Source organism: Citrobacter sp. Cpa228, assembly GCF_030333085.1.
Classification (GTDB): domain Bacteria; phylum Pseudomonadota; class Gammaproteobacteria; order Enterobacterales; family Enterobacteriaceae; genus Citrobacter; species Citrobacter pasteurii.
Map to the genome: position 1 here is coordinate 16,771 of NZ_JAOWGQ010000053.1, position 21,907 is coordinate 38,677.

Consider the following 21,907-nt stretch of genomic DNA (forward strand, 5'->3'; position numbering starts at 1 on the left):
GTGAGTATCTATTTGTAGGCCGGATAAGGCGCAGCCGCCATCCGGCATTCTACGCTTCACTTAACACCCGCGCTGCAGCAATCACGCCCTGCCCCAATGACAATCCACCGTCGCCCGCCGGTAAACGCTGCGGGAACAATAAGGTAAAATCATGCAGATAAAATGCCAGCCGGGATGACAATAAGCGGTTATGCATCACGCCGCCGCTGAATACTAACGTTTCAATTCCGCGCGTTTCGGCCTGCTCACGCATCAGCGTGGCAAAACCGCGCGCCAGCGCATCGTGAAACGCCCACGCTCTTTCTGCAGGGGCGGTCTGCCAGGTCAGCCATTGCTGCCAAAAAACCGCTAAGTCCAGTTGATTGCCATTAAGCGGCACCGTAACAGGGTGATCAACGCCTGCACACTGCGATGCCAGCGCCTCCAGCGCGCAGGCAGCCTCACCTTCATAACTCAACGATTCCGGCGCACAACGCAGCGCGGCGGCAACCGCATCAAACAAGCGCCCGCACGACGATGCCAGTGGGGCATTGATTCCCCGCTCGATGGCGCGCGCCAGTACGTTCCAGTTTTGCCGTTGCAGCGCCGATGTTTCCGGGTAACCCTGCCAGTCAGGAACAAAGCGCAGGCACTGCGCGAGCAGATTGCGCCATGGCTGTTTTGCCGCCAGATCGCCACCCGCCAGCGCTACCGCTGGTAAACCGCCAAGGTGTTCGCATTCACGATAGTTGACCCGCAGACATTCGCCGCCCCACAGCTCGCCATTTTCCCCCATGCCGATACCGTCCAGCGTCAGAGCAATCACGTCGCCACCGTCGAGCGGCCAGCCGTGCTCGGCCAGACATGCCGCAGCATGCGCATGGTGATGCAGTACCGTTTCGGTTGGCAGATTCATTTCGCTGGCCCACTGGCTGGAAACATAGCCAGGGTGCGCATCATGCACGATACGCTGTGGCGTAAAATCATAAATGTTCTGGATCAGACGTAACGCATCACGCCACTGCAGCTGAATGCCATCATCGCTGAGATCGCCTAAATGCTGGCTGATAACCGCCTGTTCGCCGCGCACTAGGCAGAAAGTATTTTTCAGATCCGCGCCTAAGCACAGCACTGGCGGCACGTCACGAAATCCCGGCGGCAGTGCTATCGCATCCGGCACGTAACCCCGGGAACGACGCAGCATTTCCCCGCTGTCACGCACCACGGAGTCATCCATCCGCTGCACAATTTCGCGGTTATGCAGCAGAAAACCATCGGCAATCTCACGTAAATCTTCCAGCGCCTGCGCATTGGTAATAGCAGGTGGCCTACCGCTAAGATTGCCGGAGGTCATTACCAGCGGACAATTCATCACTTGTAAGAGCAGATGCTGCAACGGATTCGCGGGCAGCATGACGCCTACTTCCGTTAACCCTGGCGCAATGCCCTCGCTCAATGCAGCGACATAGCATTTCTGCACCAGCACGATTGGCGCGGCAGGCGTTGTCAGCAAACGACGCGCGGGTTCAGGTAATCCGTCATCAGCAGGCAGCATTACCGCCAGCGGTTTCGCCGGACGGTGTTTACGCAACCTGAGCAGCGCGACGGCGTCATCATTGCGCGCATCGCACACCAGATGAAACCCACCAATCCCTTTAACGGCCACAATGCCGCCTGCTTTCAGCTGTGCCACCGCCGCCTGCAGGGCGTCTTCTTTTTCAGCCCGCACGTCAGTACTGATCCATTCCAGATGCGGGCCGCATGCCGGACAGGCAACGGGCTGGGCGTGGAAGCGACGGTCATACGGATCGCGATACTCTTTGTTGCACTGCGGACAGAGCGGGAATGACGCCATGACGGTCAGCGGACGGTCATACGGCATGGCGCGGATAATGGTAAAACGTGGACCACAGTGGGTACAGTTGATAAAGGGATAACGATAGCGGCGTTCGTCGGGGGTGTTCATTTCAATCAGACATTCGGGACAGGTCGCGGCGTCCGGAACGATCTGCGTATTCATCGTACCGCCAGCGCTTTGGCGAATAGTGAAATCGGCAGGCTGTTGCGTCCAGGCGAAAGGTTCGCGCTCAACGCTATCAATGCGCGCCAGCGGCGGGCAGTGTTGGTGCAACTGCGCAATAAACTCCGCCGGATCTTCTTGTAAGCGCACAACCACACCGTCACCGTCGTTACACACGTCGCCATGTAGCTGTAACCGTTGCGCCAGTTGCCAGACGTAAGGGCGAAATCCGACGCCCTGTACCTTGCCGCGAATACGCAACTGTACGCCGGAGGGGGTGTTTATTGTCATTAGATTATTCCCGCAGTCATCAATCCCGGTTAGCCTGATGGCGCGATGCTTATCAGGCCTACGGGGATGCGAACAGTAGGCCGGATAAGGCGAAGCCGCCATCCGGCATAAGTACTACCGTATTTTACGCGGAATTTCAGATATCAGAACAGCAAAGATGCGGTGGAATCCAGCGCCGCGCGACGGCGTTTTTCAGCGCTCAGTTGCTCAAGTTTATTGCGATCCACATAAATCAGCGCGTGAGTCGGGCAGACTTCCATACAGGCAGGACCGGCCTCACGGTGGTGGCACAGATCGCACTTATTGGCTTCGGCTTTTTCTGCGCGGACGTTCAGACCTGCCCCACTATTACGTACAACCGGGCGCACAACCACTTCCATTGCGCCATAAGGGCAGGCCACAACGCAGGTTTTACAGCCAATACAGCGTTCCTGCATTACGTGGACAAAGCCTTTATCACGGCTGATTGCACCGTTCGGACAGACATTAGCGCACGGCGCGTCTTCACACTGGCGGCACAACGTCGCCGTGGAGACATTAACGCCTTTGATGACGTGAATGCGGGGTAAAAAGGTTTCAGGGGTCAGCGATGCGCAGTCCTGGTTATCCTGATGGGATACCACGCAGGCCACTTCACAGGTACGGCAACCAATGCATTTATTGGCGTCTGCAATGATGAAACGGTTCATCAATTTCTCCAGCAATGACAGATTATCTGCCGAAGCATTCACAAATCGTGCCAGATTTTAATTTACTGTTATTAAAGGTTTTTTATTTTTATGAATACAAGAAAGGCGTGTCATCGTCACTAGTGACGATGACAAATGACAGCCGTCAGGACGACACGGGCGGCGCAACAGAGTCGCGTTGAATGAGTTCACCGGTGAAGGTTTTTGGCGGGGTAAACGCCCCGTCCCCTAGCATAAAAATCAGCCGTCCAATCGTTTCCTGGATCATTTCCGTCACCGGGATTTTGACGCTGGAAAGCGCAGGAATAGTGTATGGTGCAATGGCGATATCATCGAAGCCAATCACCGACACCTGTAAAGGCACGCGCACACCATGGGCGTGTAACTGCTTCATCGCGCCAATCGCCATATCGTCATTGCTGGCCACCAGCGCTGTAAAATTGACCTTACGTGAAAGCAAAGCCTCAACGCCCGCAGCACCGCAGGCCGGCGTCCACTTTCCTTTAACAATCAAGTCATTATTAAGCGAAATACCATGATGCGCCAGCGCATCTTTATAGCCTGAAAGTCGCTCCACGCCGGTAGGTGAATCCATCGAGCCGGTAATAAAACCAATCTCTTTGTGCCCGGCGGCAATGAGCTGAGTAACGGCGTTAAAGCTGGTCTGCTTTTGATCGCACCACACGCAGTGGCTGGTGTTTTTCCGCAGTCGTCGGTTAAGCACCATAATCGGCTGACTATGGGCGTCGATGATATCGTCTATCTCATCCACGCTGAGAAAACGCGGATAAATCATAATCGCGTCGCAGCGTAAGTCCAGAAGGTATTGGATCGCCTGGCGTTCTTCCTCAGCGCTATGCTTACCATCAGCCAGCAACAGCTGACGTCCCTTATCCTCCGCCATGCGTGCGGTATGAAACAACAGTTCGCTGAAATAGACGCCGTGATAAAGGGTGTTCGTCACCACCAGTCCCAGCGTCTGCGTGGTTTTCGCCGCCAGACTGCGCGCCAGCAAGTTAGGGCGATAACCACTCTCTTCAATGGCCTGAAACACGCGGTCTTTGGTCTCCTGGCTGACGTAGCCGTTCCCGGAAAGCACCCGGGAAACCGTCGCTTTCGACACACCGGCACGCTTCGCCACCTCCAGCATCGTGGTCATATTACTCATCCCTTTTTTCTCAATGTGACGCAGTGTACTGCACCGTTTCGCCGCTGTCCTTGCTGCTAAATCGCAGACGCTGACATCTGGTGATCGGAGTCACAATTACAAAAAATGATCAAAATTAAACCTTGCTCATTACTCATAAATTAAACATGATTTTGTGGAACCGGTTTCCTATCTGCGTTTCATAACCCAGAAAAGCGACCCAACGTAAACGGATAAAACATAACGTACCCTACTGATAAAACAGGATTAAATCCGATGTCCAAGAATTATGCAGCGCTGGCGCGCTCCGTTGTGACGGCTCTGGGAGGCGTCGACAACATCACAGCAGTGACCCACTGTATGACCCGTTTGCGTTTCGTTATCAAAGATGACTCGCAGGTCGACAGCGCGACGCTGAAGACGCTTTCTGGCGTACTTGGCGTGGTGCGTAGCGATAACCAGTGCCAGGTGATCATCGGCAACACCGTTTCACAAGCGTATCGCGAAGTGGTCAGCCTGTTGCCTGCCAATATGCAGCCCGCTGAGCCACAAACCAAACCCCGACTGACGCTGAAGCGGATTGGCGCGGGGATCCTTGACGCGCTGATCGGCACCATGTCCCCGTTGATCCCGGCGATTATCGGCGGATCAATGCTCAAGCTGCTGGCAATGATCCTCGAAATGACCGGCGTGCTGGAGAAAGGATCGTCCACGCTCACTATTCTGACCGTTATCGGCGACGGCGCATTTTTCTTCCTGCCGCTGATGGTCGCCGCTTCGGCAGCCATCAAATTCAAAACCAACATGTCGCTGGCAATCGCCATCGCAGGTGTACTGGTGCATCCCAGCTTCATCGATCTGATGGCGAAGGCCGCGCAGGGTGAGCACGTTGAGTTTGCCCTGATCCCGGTGACGGCGGTGAAATACACCTACACGGTGATCCCGGCGCTGGTGATGACCTGGTGCCTGTCATACATCGAGCGTTGGGTGGATCGCATCACCCCGGCAGTAACCAAAAACTTCCTGAAACCAATGCTGATCGTGCTGATCGCCGCGCCGCTCGCCATCGTCATCATTGGCCCGATCGGCATCTGGATCGGTAGCGCAATTTCAGCGCTGGTGTATACCATTCACGGCTATCTCGGCTGGCTGTCGGTGGCCATTATGGGCGCATTGTGGCCGCTGCTGGTGATGACCGGTATGCATCGCGTCTTCACGCCAACCATTATTCAGACCATTGCCGAAACCGGAAAAGAAGGCATGGTGATGCCGTCTGAAATCGGCGCCAACTTGTCGTTAGGCGGTTCATCACTGGCAGTGGCATGGAAAACCAAAAACCCGGAACTGCGTCAGACGGCATTAGCGGCCGCCGCCTCTGCCATCATGGCGGGGATTTCCGAACCCGCGCTGTATGGCGTAGCGATCCGCCTGAAACGACCACTGATTGCGAGTCTTATCAGCGGTTTTATCTGCGGTGCCGTTGCCGGCATGGCCGGGCTGGCGAGCCACTCCATGGCGGCTCCGGGCCTGTTTACCAGCGTACAGTTTTTCGATCCGGCCAATCCGATGACTATCGTCTGGGTGTTTGGCGTGATGGCGCTGGCGGTGGTGCTTTCCTTTGTATTAACACTGATTCTCGGCTTTGAAGATATTCCTGTCGAAGATGCCGCCGCGCAGGCCAGAAAAAACCAGGCCGCACAACCGGGCAATATCAATGGAGCCAGCATTTGACTGGTATGAACTGAGGTTAATTATGTCTGTTTTTCCGCAAGGATTTTTATGGGGCGGCGCACTGGCCGCCAACCAGTCTGAAGGGGCGTACCGGGAAGGTGGCAAAGGGCTGACCACCGTCGATATGATCCCCCATGGCACAAACCGCATGCCCGTCAAACTGGGACAGGAAAAGCGCTTTACGTTGCGGGATGACGAATTTTATCCCAGCCATCAGGCGATCGACTTTTATCATCGCTATAAAGAAGATATCGCGCTGATGGCGGAAATGGGGTTTACCGTTTTCCGTACTTCCATTGCCTGGAGCCGCCTCTACCCCAACGGTGATGAGCTGACGCCGAATGCAGAGGGTATCGCGTTTTACCGGGCGGTGTTTGCCGAGTGTAAAAAATACGGTATTGAGCCATTAGTCACGCTGTGTCACTTCGATGTGCCGATGCATCTGGTCACCGAGTACGGTTCATGGCGCAACCGTAAAATGGTGGAGTTCTTTACCCGCTACGCCCGTACCTGCTTCGAGGCCTTTGACGGGCTGGTGAAGTACTGGCTGACATTCAACGAAATCAACATCATGCTGCACAGCCCTTTTTCAGGTGCCGGACTGGTGTTTGAAGAAGGCGAAAATCAGGATCAGGTGAAATACCAGTCCGCCCACCACGAACTGGTAGCCAGCGCGCTGGCGACGAAAATTGCCCATGACGTTAATCCGCACAACCAGGTCGGATGCATGCTGGCGGGCGGTAATTTTTATCCTTATTCCTGTAAACCAGAAGATGTGTGGACCGCGCTGGAAAAAGACCGCGAAAACCTGTTCTTTATTGATGTGCAGGCGCGCGGGGCTTATCCCGCATACTCAGCCCGCGTGTTTCGCGAAAAAGGCGTTGTGATTGAAAAAGCCCCGGAAGATGACGATATCCTGAAAAACACCGTCGATTTTGTCTCGTTTAGCTATTACGCATCGCGCTGCGCCTCGGCGGAAATGAACACCGGCAATACCAGTGCTGCCAACGTGGTGAAATCGCTACGTAATCCATACATTGCCGCCAGCGAATGGGGCTGGGGCATCGATCCGCTCGGTCTGCGCATTACCATGAATATGATGTATGACCGCTACCAGAAGCCGTTGTTTCTGGTGGAAAACGGGCTGGGGGCGAAAGATGAAATTGATGCTAACGGTGAGATCAATGACGATTATCGCATCAGCTATTTACGCGAGCACATTCGCGCCATGGCCGACGCGATTGAAGATGGCGTGCCGCTGATGGGTTACACCACCTGGGGCTGTATTGATCTGGTTTCAGCCTCGACCGGTGAGATGAGTAAGCGTTACGGTTTTGTGTATGTGGATCGCGATGATGCGGGCAATGGCACGCTGGCGCGCACCCGTAAGAAATCATTCTGGTGGTACAAAAAAGTGATCGCCAGTAACGGCGCCGATCTGGCGTGACGGAGCTGCCGGAGGGGTCCACTGCCCTCCGGCAGACGTGCGTATTTTCATTTATTGCATTCAAAATGTGGAATCGTCCTTCCAGTTTCAGGTTTGCCCCCACGCGTTTTTACTGGCATTTTATTCAGTAGTTTTTAATCCTGGTCGTTCACCACAAGGAAACGTGCATGTCTGATAAAAATGGCACAACAGCAGTGGCTATAACCAAACCCGTACGTCGATTGAAAGTTGGCTATGTCAGAAAACGCCATGAAGATCCCAAAACGGGTTACACGCGACGAATCAGTCGGCACGCTTCACTCACGCTGAATGGCGACTGGCTGGAACAAGCTGGGTTTCCTACCGGTACGGCAGTGAGTGTGTCAGTGATGCAGGGGAAATTAATTATTGAGCAGGTCATTGAGTAACGAGGAAGGCGGGAAACAGGCCGGATGTCACTCACATCCGGCACTGATACGGTTTACTCTTCCGGCGCTTCAAGCTCGGAGAATCCACCGTGTCCTTCCCAGTCGGCTAATCGCTGATAGACGGTATCGACCGCATCTTTGATCGGTTGTGTCATCGGGTAGTAAAAACCGACAATATCCGGCTGAATGCCAAGGAAAATCACCTCGCCAACGTCATCTCTCAGCTGATCGACCAGGTAGTTCAGCGGCATGTTGTGGGTGGTCATCATGAACATCTCGGCAATATCATCAGGATCGATAATACGGATTTCACCGGGGTTGAGGCCCATGTCGGTGGCATCCACAATCAACAGACGCTGCGGGCGCAGTTCACGGATCGCGACGATGTCGTTTTCCGGCGCGCTGCCGCCGTCAATGACCACCCAGTTGCCTTGAGGGTTTGCGGCACACATTTCGGCCAGCAGGGGACCCGCACCGTCGTCGCCCATCATGCTGTTACCCACACATAATAAAACGTCAGTCACGGTGTCTCCTCACCATCAGATAGATGGCGCTTTCCTGGTGAATGTCGTGCAGCATGCTGAGCATCAGTTTGCTCCACTCCTGCTGCTGCGGGGTCTGCACGGCACGCGCATCGTCGAACGCGCGCGCCAGCATTTGCACATGGTTGAAATCGATGACGATCTCGCCGTACTTCGGCACACCTTCCATTTTCCGGCGGGCTTCACTGCCTTCGGCAAGCGTGGCAATCCACGCCAGATAGTCATCCCACGGACAAGTCAACGCCGCTTCCAGGCAATCGATGATCCCGAGGTGGTGACCAATCGCCAGGCTGTAATAGACAACCTGCTGCGCCTCGGCGGGCGTCGCATCGTTCTCATCAATAAACTTACGGCTCAGTTGGCTGAACACCACCGTTTCACTCATCGGATACGTGCCTCTTCAACAACATGGTTAAGATGGGTGACGATCTCGGTCAGACGCGGATCGTTTTCCGCTTCCAGCCAGCGCGTCACCTGGTGCTCGCCCTGCCCTAACTGCGTCATATAGTCATCAGCAATCTGACGGCCGTAGCGATAACCCGCCAGACGGCGAGCTTCGCGATCAACCTTCACGCGCAGTGGTTGAACCATATCCGGATGCAGAATTTCGGCAGGCTGCCCATCCAGTTCACCTGGCGCTCGCGCGTGAATTTTCTGTTCCAGCAGACCCAGCGCCATGGCAAAACCGTACAGCGTGGCTGCAGGCGTTGGCGGGCAGCCAGGGATATACACATCCACCGGTACGATTTTGTCCGTGCCGCCCCATACGCAGTATAAGTCGTGGAAGATACCGCCGCTGTTGCCGCAGGCACCGTAAGAGATACAAATCTTCGGGTCTGGCGCAGACTGCCAGGCGCGCAGCGCCGGAGAACGCATGGCACGGGTTACCGCGCCGGTAAACAGCAGGATATCCGCATGGCGTGGGGACGGTACCACTTTGATGCCAAAACGTTCGGCGTCAAACAACGGAGACAGCGTGGCGAAGATTTCGATTTCGCAACCGTTGCAGCCGCCGCAGTCCACACGGTAAACGTACGCTGAACGCTTGATGCTTTTTAGCAGCGACGCTTTCATGCTGGCAATGGATTCATCCACCGTCATCGGTACCGGAATACCGTTGGCGTCACGTGGGCCTAATAAATTGCTCATCAGCTGGCCTCTTTCATATGGCGAGTCAGTTCAATACGGTCAGACGGCACCAGACATTTCTGGCGCTTACAATCCGGGCAGGTCTCAAAACTTTCACGGTGGTTTTCCGCACGGGAATCGCCGTTGTGCTTCAGCAACGCAATGGCGTAATCAATCTCTTTTTGTACCGCAAACGGGCGGTTACATACGCGACAATGACACAGCGCAAAGCGAGACTGCTGCAGGAAATCCTCTTTCTTCCACACCGCCAGCTCATATTCCTGCGACAGCTTGATTGCCGCCGTCGGGCAAACTTCTTCGCAGCGGGCGCAGAAGATGCAGCGACCGAGATTGAACTGCCACGCCAGTTCATTGGTGACCAGATCGGTTTCAACCGTCAGCGCATTCGACGGGCACGCATTCACACAGGCCGCGCAGCCAATGCACTGCTGCGGATTGTGTTCCGGTTTGCCACGGAAGTTTTTATCGACCGCAATCGGCTCCAGCGGATACGACGACGTCGGTGCCCCGGTTTTGATGACTTTTTTGATAAAGGTAAACATGGCGATTCCTTATTTCAGCGGCGAGTTTTTACGCTCGATGCTGTAGCGCTCAAGTTCTTTGTACGGCACGACTTTGCTCTTCTTCTTACGCACATCAACCACGGTCATACGGTCAGTACAGGAGTAGCAAGGATCGAGACTACCGATAATCAGCGGCGCATCGGAAACGGTATTGCCACGCAGCATGTAGCGCAGCGTCGGCCAGTTGGCGTAGGTCGCCGCACGGCAGCGCCAGCGATACAGTTTCTGGTTGTCGCCGGTCATGCTCCAGTGGATGTCATCTCCACGCGGCGCTTCAGCAAAGCCCAGTGCGAAACGGTGAGGAATATAGGTAAAGCCTTCTACCATCAGCGGACCGCCCGGCAGGTTATCCAGACCAAAGTCGATCATATTCAGTGCGGTGTAGACTTCATTAATACGAACTTTCAGACGAGAAATAACGTCGCAGCCCTGTTCGCTATGAACTTCCATCGGCAGCAGACCATAGCCGACAAACGGGTGATCGGCGCGGGTATCACGCGCGTGGCCGCTGGCGCGTACCATCGGGCCGACGTTACTGAAGTCGCGGGCAATTTCCGGATCCAGACGACCAATACCGACAGTACGCTGTTCCATGTTCGGCGTGCTGAGCAGCATATCGACCAGTTCCTGCACGTCACGACGCATCTGCTGCGCCAGTTGACGGGTCTGGATCATATCTTCTTTCAGCAGATCACGACGGATACCGCCGATCAGGTTCAGACCGTAGGTTTTACGTGCCCCGGTGAGGATCTCCGCCATTTTCATCGACGTTTCACGCACGCGGAAGAACTGCATAAAGCCGGAGTCAAAACCGGTGAAATGGCAGGCCAGACCGAGGTTCAGCAGATGCGAGTGCAGACGTTCCACTTCCAGCAGAATGGCGCGGATCATCTGCGCACGCTCCGGCACCACGATGCCCATCGCATTCTCAACGGAGGTGGTATAGGCGGTGCTGTGGGCAAAGCCGCAAATGCCGCACACACGGTCGGACAGGAACGTGACTTCGTTGTAACCCATGCGGGTTTCCGCCAGTTTCTCCATGCCGCGGTGGACATAGAACAGGCGGTAGTCGGCGTCGATGATGTTCTCGCCGTCAACAAACAGACGGAAGTGGCCTGGTTCATCGGAGGTGACGTGCAGCGGACCGATCGGCACCACATTGTTTTTCTTGTCGCCCAGCTCGTTGATGAACTCGTAGGTTTCCGCATCGGTGGTCGGCGCCGGACGCTGACGATAATCCATGCTGTCTTTACGCAGCGGATAGAGTTCGTCCGGCCAGTCATCCGGCAGTACCAGGCGACGCTCATCCGGCAAACCAACTGGGATCAAACCGTACATATCGCGCACTTCGCGCTCGCCCCAGACCGCAGCCGGAACGCGCGGCGTGACGGACGGGAACTCCAGTTTATTGGCATCCACTTCAACGCGGACGGTTATCCAGCACTTGGTGCCCTGCTCCATCGACATCACGTAGTAAACGGCATAATGGCCGCACAGCTGGCGCTCGTCGTTACCAAACAACACGGACAACCAGCCGCCCTGTTTGTAGTACAGGAATTCCACCACTTCCGGCAGGTAATTCACCTTGACGGTGATCGTCAGTTGATCTTTGGTCTGCCAGGCTTCATCCAGCACCACACCCGGGAAGGCCTGGTGCAGCGCAGCGAGATAGTGTTGACCTAATTTTTCTTCAGACATGCTCAAACTCTCTTAAATCACGCCACCAGCAAGGAGACGAACGCTAAAAACGCAAACCCAAAACCGGCCCAGGTCACGCGTGAAGTGGCGCAAAAACGCAGACGCGCCATGCTGTTTTCGAACAGGGCGATGACCAGCACGCCGAGAACCAGCTTGACGACGGCAATCACCAGCGCCAACAGCAGTCCACCTGCGGTAAAGGTTTCCATCTGCCCCCACGGTAAGAACACGCCGACGAACATTTGCAGAACGACCAGTTGTTTAAGGCTGATGCCCCATTTCAGCACCGCAAAACCGCTGCCACTGTATTCGGTCAATGGACCTTCCTGCAGTTCCTGCTCGGCCTCTGCCAGATCGAATGGCAGTTTGCCCATTTCGATAAAGGTGGCGAAAGCACAGGCGCACAGCGCCAGAATCAGCGGGATGCTATACGCGGCAGGCCAGTGATAAACGGTATCGGCAATGTTGCTGATATGGGTCGAACCGGCAACCTGCGCCGCGACCCACAGCCCCAGCAGCAGGATAGGTTCAACCAGCACGCCGAGCATCGCTTCACGGCTGGCACCAATGGCGGTAAACGGGCTACCGGTATCCAGTCCCGCGATAGAGAAGAAGAAACGGGCAATGGCGAACAGGTAAATTAAGGTGATCAGATCGCCCAGTTGCGGCAGCGGCGAACCCACGGTCACCACCGGCAACGCGGTGGCAATAGTCAGCATCACGCCCACCATCACAAACGGCGTCAGGCGGAAGACCCAACTGGAATCCGCAGGCGCAATGCTCTGACGACCCAGCAGTTTGATAATGTCGCGGTATTCCTGCAAAACGCCCGGACCCCGGCGATTGTGCAAGCGCGCACGCGCCACACGGGTAACGCCGGACAGCAGCGGCGCAACGGCAAACAGCACCAGCGCCTGAATTAACGGATATAAAACACTCATTCTCAGGCTCCTCGTGAAACCACAATCACCACCAGCACCGCCAGCTCAATCAGCGCCAGGCGACGGAACAGCACCGGCGCAGCCGCATTCTGCCAGCCCGGAACCAGTGATACCGGATTCAGCCATTTACGCAGTTTGAGTACTGGTGCAAAGGCTTCTTTCACCGGCATGGCAAAACCGTGCGCGGTAATGACCATTGACTGCTCGTGATCGTAACCACAGACCCATGCCGCACCGCGTGAACGTGACGGCAGACGGTTGCCTTTGAAAATCGCCATGATGATGAACGGCAGTAGCGGACACGCGATCAGCAGCAGCGTGATCATCGGCTGAGAAACGGTGGTGTTCGCGGTTTCCAGCGGCAGCGGAACGGCAGAGGAAATCATCGGCAGCAGCCACGGCGCAGCAACACCGCCAATCACACAGCAGATCGCCAGCGCAACGACGCTCACGCCCATCAGGATTGGCGCGCAGCAGGCATTTTCAGCTTCCTTCGTGCGCGGTGCGCCAAGGAACGTAACGCCATAGACTTTCGCCATACACATCACCGCCAGCGCGCCGGTAATTGCCAGCCCAACCGCCAGCAACGGCCCTAACAGACGACCGACAAACGCACCGCTGTTACCCAGCTTGAAGAAGGATTGATAGATAACCCATTCGCCGGCAAAACCGTTCAGCGGCGGCAGCGCGGCCATCGCCATCAGGCCAACCAGCATCGCCAGAGAAATCACCGGCATGCGTTTACCGATCCCGCCCAGTTTTTCGATATCACGATGACCGGTACGGAACCAGATGCTGCCCGCGCCCAGGAACAGAACGCTTTTGAACAGGCTGTGGTTGACCAGATGGTACAGACCGCCGGTTAAACCCAGCGCAATCAGCGCAGGTTGATTCAGGGAAATTCCGGTCACGCCAGCCCCCAGACCCAGCAGAATAATGCCGATGTTTTCCAGGGTGTGGTACGCCAGCAGACGCTGGATGTTGTGCTCCATCAGCGCATACAGACCGCCGACAAACGCGGTGATCATGCCCAGTACCAGCAGCGTTATGCCCCACCACAGCGGCGCGTTACCGCCCAGCAGCGACAGCGACAGAATACCCAGCAGACCCACCTTCATGACGACGGTAGAGAACAGCGCCGCAGCCGGTGCGCTGGCGTTGGCGTGTGCCTGCGGCACCCATCCGTGCAGCGGAATAATTCCGGCCAGCAGGCCAAAACCCGCCACGCCCAGCAGCCAGATGTCAGCGCCGAGCGGCAACTCCTGAGTACGCAGGTCAAGCAGACGCAGCTCCAGGGTGCCGTAGCGTTGCCACACCAGGTAGCAGGCAATCGCCAACAGCAGCGTACCGATACGCCCCAGTGCAAACCACAGTTTGCCCTCTTTGCTGCAGCCGGTGAGAAACACGGCACACAGCGCCATGATTTCCGCCATCACCACCAGCGTCCCGAGGTTGCTGGCTACCACCGCACATACCGCCGCGGCCATCAGCAGATTGACCAGCAGGCCGTTAGCTAAAACCAGCGGGTGACGATGCCAGTCAATGTTGTACAGGCTGACAAACAGGCCGCACAGGCCCAGCGTAATCAGCCAGATAGCGTTCAGCGGCGTCATTTGCAGACTGTGACCAATAAACGGCATCACACCACTTACCGCCAGCCCATTAATCAGCACGCTAAAACCCGCAGCCGCCGTACACAGGCTGCCGACCGCGCCGCCAACCCCGGCAATCCAACCGCTCAACGATTTATGAAACGAAAACAGAAATGCCAGAACCGCAGCCGCTGTAAACCAGGCCACGCCGCTGTTAATCAGTGAAATTGCGCTCATTTTGCATCCCCACTCTGAGCCTGCTGAAACAAGGTGAGATCGCCGAAATCGGTGTTGAAAGTCAGCTCACGCTTACGTTTGCTGGCGCGGGCGATATCCATGTTGCTCACCAGGTGCAGGGCTTTGGTTGGGCACATGCGCACGCAGGCCGGACCTTGTTCGTCAAAACTGCACAGATCGCATTTCACCGCGATGGCGCGAACGCCCGGAACCCAGTCCAGCAGCGTGCTCACGCGAGCAGGCGCTGGCGGAGCCGGAGGCGCTTTTGGCGTGTTGGCGTTTGCCGGGATATGCAGCGGACGGCTACCGGAAAACTCAATTGCACCGAATGGACAGGCAATCCCGCACAATTTACAACTGACGCACAGGCTTTCATTCAGCTGCACGGCACCGTCAACACGATTAATCGCATTAACCGGACAAACGGTGGCGCAAGGCGCATCTTCGCACTGGTGGCAAAGCTGCGGCGCGGATTCTTTTTCATTTAACATCACTTTCAGGCGCGGCATTGACTGCAGGCCATGCTGGCGATGTGTCTCTGAGCAGGCGGCTTCACAGGTGTGGCAGCCGATACAAAGAGTGGAGTCAGCAATTACAAAACGATTCACCAGGCATTCCTCAGGTGATAGTCATTTTTGACGAAAACATGTCTGCGAAATGTCATTTCGACATTTTTCGACATGCCCATTCCCTAAACTGTCGTGACGCAGAATGAAAACGCATCATGACAAAAGTGGGCGGCACCCGAGGCTTAAGCCGGGCTTTGTCCCTCATCAACCAGCTGGCTTAAATTCACCGGCATATTGTTCTCAACCGCGGTGTACAGGCTGTCGTAGACGGTGGCGATTTTTTCGAGATAGTGCTCCAGCACCTGTTCACGATCGCGGTTGCTGATGCGCTCATCGACTTTACCGTCGAGGGTCAACTGTGCCTGTGCAATCAGTTGCTTATCATCACCGTCTTTCGTTTCAACGTAGTACTCGATGGTATGGCTATTGAAGCCATCTGCCAGCGTGACGTAGATAGTGAAGTGTTCAAAAAGGACGAAGCAGAGATCTTTGTCCGGTGCACAGCTCATTGCATGATGCAAACGCGCTTTCGACAGGGTGATCCCCTGAACCAGCGAGTTACAGTAAATACGCCACTGGTCCTGTAGGCGACGATGCCGTTCAGCGATGTAATCGGCTTTTTCGCTTATTTCCCAAATAGTCATGTCAGGTTACCCGTTTAGCAGAGATGAACAGCCTTAAGCACATTTCATGCCAAAATTAAAATCATTTATTTTCATATGGTTATGAATTCACAGTGCGGTGACGACATGTCATTTCGTCATCGTCGACATTGTCACGAACGTGAAAATTCAACCTGGCATGTTTATTGCTTTTAAAACGGCGACATCTTAGGAGGCGATATGCACGAAATAACCCTCTGCCAACGGGCACTGGAATTGATTGAACAACAGGCCACCCAACACGGCGCAAAGCGGGTAACTGGGGTCTGGCTCAAAATTGGCGCATTTTCTTGCGTAGAAACCAGCGCTCTCGCCTTTTGTTTTGATCTGGTATGCCGTGGCACCCTTGCAGAAGGTTGTAAACTCCACCTCGAAGAACAAGAAGCCGAATGTTGGTGCGAATCTTGTCAGCAATACGTCACCTTACTGACGCAACGTGTGCGCCGTTGTCCGCAATGTCATAGCGATATGCTGAGGATCGTGGCCGATGACGGCCTACAGATTCGACGAATTGAAATTGATAATAATCCAACGCCGGATGGCGACGCGTAAGCGTCTTATCCAGCCTACAGGAATGGTCTGAGTTGTAGGCCGGATAAGGCGAAGCCGCCATCCGGCAACAGATATACCGCAAGATAAAGATCAGGAGTGAGCGATGTGTACGACATGTGGTTGCGCTGAAGGCAACCTATATATAGAGGGTGATGAACATAACCCCCACTCGGCGTTTCGCAGCGCGCCATTTGCCCCGGCGGCTCGCCCGGCACTGAATATTACCGGTGTGAAAACCTCCAGTTTCACGCCGAGCCAGACCGAAGAAGGCGACTTGCACTACGGTCACGGTGAAGCAGGCACCCACGCGCCAGGCATGAGCCAGCGCCGTATGCTGGAAGTGGAAATTGACGTGCTGGATAAAAACAACCGTCTGGCCGAACGCAACCGCGCCCGCTTTGCCGCCCGTCAGCATCTGGTACTGAACCTTGTCTCAAGCCCGGGTTCCGGTAAAACCACGCTGCTGACCGAAACGCTGATGAAGCTCAAAGACAGCGTGCCATGTGCCGTCATTGAAGGCGACCAGCAAACGGTTAACGATGCCGCACGTATTCGCGCTACGGGCACGCCCGCCATCCAGGTCAACACCGGCAAAGGTTGCCACCTCGACGCGCAAATGATTGCTGACGCCGCGCCGCGTTTGCCGCTTGAAGACAACGGTATTTTGTTCATTGAAAACGTCGGCAACCTGGTTTGCCCGGCCAGTTTCGACCTCGGTGAACGCCATAAGGTCGCCGTGCTTTCCGTCACCGAGGGTGAAGACAAACCGCTGAAATACCCGCATATGTTTGCCGCCGCCTCGCTGATGCTGCTCAACAAAGTGGATCTGCTGCCGTACCTCAATTTTGATGTAGATAAGTGCATCGCCAGCGCCCGGGAAGTGAACCCGGAAATTGAGATCATCCTGATTTCCGCCACCAGCGGCGAAGGGATGGACCAATGGCTCTCCTGGCTGGAGACGCAGCGATGTGCATAGGTGTTCCGGGTCAAATCCGCACCATTGACGGCAACCAGGCTAAAGTCGACGTTTGCGGTATTCAGCGCGACGTCGATCTAACGCTGGTCGGTAGCTGCGATGAGCATGGTCAACCCCGTTTGGGCCAGTGGGTACTGGTTCACGTCGGCTTTGCCATGAGCATCATTAATGAAGCAGAAGCGCGCGACACGCTCGATGCGCTACAAAACATGTTTGACGTTGAGCCGGATGTCGGCGCGTTGCTGTATGGCGAGGAAAAATAATGCGTTTTGTTGACGAATACCGCGCACCAGAACAGGTGATGCAGTTGATAGAGCACCTGTGTGAACGTGCTGCACTCCTCCCCTACACAGCTGAACGCCCGCTGCGCATCATGGAAGTTTGTGGGGGTCATACCCACGCAATCTTCAAGTTCGGTCTCGATCAGTTACTGCCTGAAAACGTCGAGTTTATTCATGGTCCAGGCTGCCCGGTTTGTGTGCTGCCAATGGGCAGAATCGACAGCTGTGTAGAAATTGCCAGCCATCCGGAAGTAATTTTCTGCACCTTTGGCGATGCGATGCGCGTCCCGGGTAAACAAGGTTCCCTGCTACAAGCCAAAGCGCGCGGCGCGGATGTCCGTATCGTCTATTCACCGATGGATGCGCTGAAGCTGGCGCAGGAAAACCCAACGCGTAAGGTGGTGTTCTTTGGCCTGGGTTTTGAAACCACCATGCCAACCACCGCCATCACTCTGCAGCAGGCCAAACAGCGCGATGTGCAGAACTTTTACTTTTTCTGCCAGCACATCACCTTGATCCCAACGCTGCGCAGCCTGCTGGAACAGCCGGACAACGGTATCGACGCCTTTTTGGCGCCGGGTCACGTCAGTATGGTGATTGGCACTGACGCCTATAATTTCATTGCCTCAGATTTCCATCGCCCACTGGTGGTCGCCGGTTTCGAACCGCTCGATCTCCTGCAGGGCGTGGTGATGTTGATTGAGCAGAAAATTGCCGCGCACAGCCAGGTAGAAAATCAGTATCGCCGCGTGGTACCCGACGCCGGTAACGCGCTAGCGCAGCAGGCGATCGCCGACGTGTTCTGCGTCAATGGCGACAGCGAATGGCGCGGTCTGGGCGTCATTGAATCATCAGGCGTTCACCTGACGCCTGACTATCAGCGTTTTGACGCCGAAGCGCATTTCCAGCCAGCGCCGCAGCAGGTGTATGACGATCCGCGTGCGCGTTGCGGAGAGGTATTGACCGGCAGATGCAAACCGCATCAGTGCCCGCTATTTGGCAAAACCTGTAACCCGGAGACCGCATTTGGTGCCCTGATGGTCTCCTCAGAAGGCGCATGTGCCGCCTGGTATCAGTATCGTCAGCAGGAGTGTGAAGCATGAACAGCGTACAACTCGCCCACGGTAGCGGCGGTCAGGCTATGCAGCAGTTGATCAACAGTCTGTTTATGGAGGCATTTGCGAATCCGTGGCTGGCGGAACAGGAAGATCAGGCACGTCTGGAACTGGCGCAACTGGTCGCTGAAGGCGACCGTCTGGCGTTTTCAACCGACAGCTATGTTATCGATCCGTTGTTCTTCCCGGGCGGTAATATCGGCAAGCTGGCTATCTGTGGTACAGCTAACGACGTGGCGGTCAGCGGCGCGATCCCGCGCTATCTCTCCTGCGGTTTTATCCTCGAAGAAGGTTTACCAATGGAGACGCTGAAAACCGTCGTTAACAGCATGGCGGCAACCGCGCGCGAAGCGGGAATTGCCATCGTCACCGGCGACACCAAGGTTGTACAGCGCGGCGCGGCGGACAAGCTGTTTATCAACACCGCTGGAATGGGCGCGATCCCCGCCAACATTCACTGGGGCGCACAGACCCTGAGCGTGGGCGATGTGCTGCTGGTCAGCGGTACGCTTGGCGATCATGGCGCAACTATCCTTAACCTGCGTGAACAGCTGGGGCTTGATGGCGAACTGGTCAGCGACTGCGCGGTATTGACGCCGCTTATCCAGACGCTACGTGATATCCCCGGCGTGAAGGCGCTGCGTGACGCGACCCGTGGCGGCGTGAATGCGGTAACGCATGAATTTGCCGCATCATGCGGGTTTGGCATTGAGCTGTCTGAAGCGGCCCTGCCCGTGAAGCCCGCGGTGCGTGGCGTTTGCGAACTGCTGGGTCTGGATGCGCTCAACTTTGCTAACGAAGGTAAGCTGGTGATTGCCGTTGAGCGTCAGGCTGCTGAAACGGCGCTTGCCGCACTGCGCGCGCATCCGTTAGGACGCGATGCCGCAATGATTGGCGAAGTGGTAGAACGCAAAGGTGTGCGTCTGGCCGGACTTTACGGCGTGAAACGAACCCTCGATTTACCACACGCCGAACCCTTACCTCGTATATGCTAGCAGCCAGTTGGCAGCATACTGTAGGCCGGATAAGACGCATTTGCGTCGACATCCGGCATTAACGCTGCATTATCGCCTGATGGCGCTTTGCTTATCAGGCCTACGGATTGCGTGACCAGCGAGTTCGCGGTCAGCTATCCGGCAATAATTTACGACTTATACCTATAATTCATTTACCGTTTTCGCACCGTTCTGCGGTGCTTTTCCTGGAAAAGCAATATGTCGTATACACCGATGAGTGACCTCGGGCAGCAAGGCCTGTTCGATATTACTCGTACATTATTACAGCAGCCCGATCTCCCGTCTCTCAGCGAGGCGCTTTCGCAGCTGGTCAAGCGTTCAGCGCTGGCCGACTGTGCGGCTATTGTCTTATGGCAGGCACAAACGCAGCGTGCGCGTTATTTTGCGGCGCGTGAAAATGGTAAACCCATCGATTATGAAGACGAAACGGTACTGGCCCATGGCCCGGTACGCCGTATTTTGTCTCGTCCCGATGCGCTGCACTGCAACTATCACGAGTTTACTGAAACCTGGCCACAGCTGGCCTCTGGCGGATTGTATTCTGAATTTGGCCACTACTGCCTACTGCCGCTGGCGGCGGATGGGCGTATCTTTGGCGGCTGTGAATTCATCCGTAACGAAGATCGTCCGTGGAGTGAAAAAGAGTACAACCGGCTGCAGACCTTCACCCAGATAGTCGGCGTCGTTGCTGAACAAATTCAAAGCAGGGTCAGCAACAACGTCGATTACGATCTGCTGTGTCGCGAGCGTGATAACTTTCGCATCCTGGTCGCCATCACCAATGCGGTGCTCTCCCGTCTGGACATTGACGAACTGGTCAGCGAAGTCGCCAAAGAGATCCACCACTATTTCGACATTGATGCCATCAGCATCGTGTTACGCAGCGATCACAAAAACAAGCTCAGCATTTATTCCACCCACTATCTGGATGAACATCATCCGGCGCACGAACAAAGTGAAGTGGATGAAGCGGGTACGCTTTCTGAACGCGTTTTCAAAAGCAAAGAGATGCTGCTGATTAATCTGAGCGAACGCGATACGCTCGCCCCTTACGAACGGATGCTGTTCGAAACCTGGGGCAACCACCTACAGACTCTGTGCCTGCTGCCGCTGATGTCCGGCAATACTATGCTCGGCGTCCTTAAGTTAGCGCAGTGCGAAGAGAAAGTGTTCACCACTGCCAATCTGAAACTGTTGCGCCAAATCGCCGAACGCGTGGCGATCGCCGTGGATAACGCCCTCGCCTATCAGGAAATTCACCGTCTGAAAGAGCGCCTGGTCGATGAAAACCTGGCGCTGACAGAACAACTCAACAACGTGGAGAGCGAGTTCGGTGAAATCATTGGCCGCAGCGAAGCCATGTACAGCGTGCTCAAGCAGGTCGAAATGGTGGCGCAAAGCGACAGCACCGTCCTGATTCTCGGCGAGACCGGAACCGGTAAGGAGCTGATCGCACGCGCAATCCACAACCTGAGTGGACGTAACGCCCGCCGGATGGTGAAAATGAACTGCGCGGCAATGCCTGCCGGATTACTGGAAAGCGATCTGTTTGGTCACGAGCGCGGCGCGTTTACCGGTGCCAGCACGCAGCGGATTGGTCGTTTCGAGCTGGCGGATAAAAGCTCGCTGTTCCTCGATGAAGTCGGTGACATGCCGCTGGAGCTTCAGCCCAAACTGCTGCGCGTACTGCAAGAGCAGGAGTTTGAACGTCTGGGCAGCAATAAACTGATCCAGACCGACGTTCGCTTGATCGCCGCCACTAACCGCGATCTGAAAAAGATGGTCGCCGATCGCGAGTTTCGTAACGATCTCTACTATCGACTGAACGTCTTCCCGATCCATCTGCCGCCACTGCGCGAGCGCCCGGAAGATATTCCGCTGCTGGTTAAAGCTTTCACCTTTAAAATTGCTCGTCGGATGGGGCGCAATATCGACAGCATTCCCGCCGAGGCGCTGCGTACGTTGAGCAGCATGGAGTGGCCGGGCAACGTGCGCGAACTGGAAAACGTGGTGGAGCGCGCAGTTCTGCTTACCCGAGGCAACGTGCTGCAGCTGTCCCTGCCGGATATTGCCGCGTTGACGCCGTCTGCACCACCGGTAGCCACCGAAGTTGCGCAGGATGGCGAGGACGAATACCAGTTGATCATGCGCGTTCTGAAAGAGACCAACGGCGTGGTTGCCGGTCCTAAAGGCGCGGCGCAGCGCCTGGGACTGAAGCGCACCACGTTACTCTCGCGCATGAAGCGATTGGGCATCGATAAGGATGCGCTGGTTTAGCCAGTGAGACTATACTGGGTGATAAC

21 protein-coding genes are annotated in these 21,907 nt (G+C 55.6%); 9 read left to right on the forward strand and 12 right to left on the reverse strand.

The window, feature by feature from the left end; all coding sequences use genetic code 11:
- Positions 1-49: 49 nt before the first annotated feature.
- The 3 genes from hypF to OGX91_RS16185 form a co-directional block, all read right to left on the reverse strand.
- Positions 50-2,290 carry a carbamoyltransferase HypF gene (gene hypF / locus OGX91_RS16175; RefSeq protein ID WP_286626846.1) on the reverse strand — a complete coding sequence of 747 codons (2,241 nt, stop codon included), beginning with the start codon at positions 2,288-2,290 and terminating at the stop codon, positions 50-52.
- A 143-nt stretch (positions 2,291-2,433) separates the two neighbouring features.
- Positions 2,434-2,979, reverse strand: coding sequence for an electron transport protein HydN (hydN, locus tag OGX91_RS16180; RefSeq protein WP_003037366.1), 546 nt, complete (start codon positions 2,977-2,979; stop codon positions 2,434-2,436).
- A gap of 145 nt (positions 2,980-3,124) precedes the next feature.
- Positions 3,125-4,138: a LacI family DNA-binding transcriptional regulator gene (locus tag OGX91_RS16185; protein ID WP_286627032.1), complete on the reverse strand. Its 1,014-nt coding sequence runs from the start codon at positions 4,136-4,138 to the stop codon at positions 3,125-3,127.
- A gap of 264 nt (positions 4,139-4,402) precedes the next feature.
- Between OGX91_RS16185 and ascF the strand changes: the two genes are divergently transcribed.
- The 3 genes from ascF to OGX91_RS16200 all read left to right on the forward strand — a co-directional run bounded on the left by ascF (position 4,403) and on the right by OGX91_RS16200 (position 7,711).
- A complete protein-coding gene (gene ascF, locus OGX91_RS16190; RefSeq protein WP_003037374.1) occupies positions 4,403-5,857 on the forward strand; it encodes a PTS cellobiose/arbutin/salicin transporter subunit IIBC in 1,455 nt (484 codons plus the stop codon).
- A gap of 22 nt (positions 5,858-5,879) precedes the next feature.
- The gene (locus OGX91_RS16195; protein ID WP_040232279.1) at positions 5,880-7,304 is read left to right on the forward strand and encodes a 6-phospho-beta-glucosidase; all 1,425 of its coding nucleotides are present in this window, start codon (positions 5,880-5,882) and stop codon (positions 7,302-7,304) included.
- Between the two features lie 167 nt (positions 7,305-7,471).
- Positions 7,472-7,711, forward strand: coding sequence for a SymE family type I addiction module toxin (locus OGX91_RS16200; protein ID WP_005130577.1), 240 nt, complete (start codon positions 7,472-7,474; stop codon positions 7,709-7,711).
- Between the two features lie 53 nt (positions 7,712-7,764).
- Here the strand turns inward: OGX91_RS16200 and hycI are convergent, their stop codons facing one another.
- The 9 genes from hycI to hycA form a co-directional block, all read right to left on the reverse strand.
- A complete protein-coding gene (gene hycI / locus OGX91_RS16205; RefSeq protein WP_005130581.1) occupies positions 7,765-8,235 on the reverse strand; it encodes a hydrogenase maturation peptidase HycI in 471 nt (156 codons plus the stop codon).
- Positions 8,228-8,638 (reverse strand): formate hydrogenlyase maturation HycH family protein, encoded by a 411-nt coding sequence (locus OGX91_RS16210; RefSeq protein WP_005130585.1) that lies wholly within the window; start codon positions 8,636-8,638, stop codon positions 8,228-8,230. Before OGX91_RS16210 ends, hycI begins: the two co-directional genes overlap by 8 nt.
- Positions 8,635-9,402, reverse strand: coding sequence for a formate hydrogenlyase subunit HycG (hycG, locus tag OGX91_RS16215; protein ID WP_005130587.1), 768 nt, complete (start codon positions 9,400-9,402; stop codon positions 8,635-8,637). The genes OGX91_RS16210 and hycG overlap by 4 nt, the downstream gene beginning before the upstream one ends.
- The gene (gene hycF / locus OGX91_RS16220) at positions 9,402-9,944 is read right to left on the reverse strand and encodes a formate hydrogenlyase subunit HycF (protein WP_149692329.1); all 543 of its coding nucleotides are present in this window, start codon (positions 9,942-9,944) and stop codon (positions 9,402-9,404) included. Before hycF ends, hycG begins: the two co-directional genes overlap by 1 nt.
- 9 nt (positions 9,945-9,953) lie before the next feature.
- Positions 9,954-11,663, reverse strand: coding sequence for a formate hydrogenlyase subunit HycE (gene hycE, locus OGX91_RS16225; RefSeq protein WP_005130590.1), 1,710 nt, complete (start codon positions 11,661-11,663; stop codon positions 9,954-9,956).
- Positions 11,664-11,680: 17 nt separating this feature from the next.
- Positions 11,681-12,604, reverse strand: a complete 924-nt coding sequence (locus OGX91_RS16230; protein WP_005130594.1) for a respiratory chain complex I subunit 1 family protein — start codon at positions 12,602-12,604, stop codon at positions 11,681-11,683.
- Between the two features lie 2 nt (positions 12,605-12,606).
- Complete coding sequence (gene hycC, locus OGX91_RS16235) at positions 12,607-14,433, reverse strand: formate hydrogenlyase subunit 3 (RefSeq protein ID WP_005130598.1); 1,827 nt, start codon at positions 14,431-14,433, stop codon at positions 12,607-12,609.
- A complete protein-coding gene (gene hycB, locus OGX91_RS16240) occupies positions 14,430-15,041 on the reverse strand; it encodes a formate hydrogenlyase subunit HycB (RefSeq protein ID WP_005130602.1) in 612 nt (203 codons plus the stop codon). Before hycB ends, hycC begins: the two co-directional genes overlap by 4 nt.
- A gap of 143 nt (positions 15,042-15,184) precedes the next feature.
- Positions 15,185-15,646, reverse strand: a complete 462-nt coding sequence (hycA, locus tag OGX91_RS16245) for a formate hydrogenlyase regulator HycA (RefSeq protein WP_286626849.1) — start codon at positions 15,644-15,646, stop codon at positions 15,185-15,187.
- A gap of 198 nt (positions 15,647-15,844) precedes the next feature.
- Between hycA and hypA the strand changes: the two genes are divergently transcribed.
- The 6 genes from hypA (at position 15,845) to flhA (ending at position 21,881) form a co-directional block, all read left to right on the forward strand.
- The gene (gene hypA, locus OGX91_RS16250) at positions 15,845-16,216 is read left to right on the forward strand and encodes a hydrogenase maturation nickel metallochaperone HypA (RefSeq protein ID WP_005130604.1); all 372 of its coding nucleotides are present in this window, start codon (positions 15,845-15,847) and stop codon (positions 16,214-16,216) included.
- 103 nt (positions 16,217-16,319) lie between these two features.
- Positions 16,320-17,192 (forward strand): hydrogenase nickel incorporation protein HypB, encoded by an 873-nt coding sequence (gene hypB / locus OGX91_RS16255; RefSeq protein ID WP_005130606.1) that lies wholly within the window; start codon positions 16,320-16,322, stop codon positions 17,190-17,192.
- The gene (gene hypC, locus OGX91_RS16260; protein WP_003037411.1) at positions 17,183-17,455 is read left to right on the forward strand and encodes a hydrogenase 3 maturation protein HypC; all 273 of its coding nucleotides are present in this window, start codon (positions 17,183-17,185) and stop codon (positions 17,453-17,455) included. The genes hypB and hypC overlap by 10 nt, the downstream gene beginning before the upstream one ends.
- Entirely contained in the window at positions 17,455-18,576 is a 1,122-nt protein-coding gene (gene hypD, locus OGX91_RS16265) for a hydrogenase formation protein HypD (RefSeq protein ID WP_005130611.1), read from the forward strand. The genes hypC and hypD overlap by 1 nt, the downstream gene beginning before the upstream one ends.
- The gene (gene hypE, locus OGX91_RS16270) at positions 18,573-19,583 is read left to right on the forward strand and encodes a hydrogenase maturation carbamoyl dehydratase HypE (protein ID WP_005130612.1); all 1,011 of its coding nucleotides are present in this window, start codon (positions 18,573-18,575) and stop codon (positions 19,581-19,583) included. The genes hypD and hypE overlap by 4 nt, the downstream gene beginning before the upstream one ends.
- 219 nt (positions 19,584-19,802) lie before the next feature.
- Entirely contained in the window at positions 19,803-21,881 is a 2,079-nt protein-coding gene (gene flhA / locus OGX91_RS16275) for a formate hydrogenlyase transcriptional activator FlhA (RefSeq protein WP_005130613.1), read from the forward strand.
- Positions 21,882-21,907: the final 26 nt, after the last annotated feature.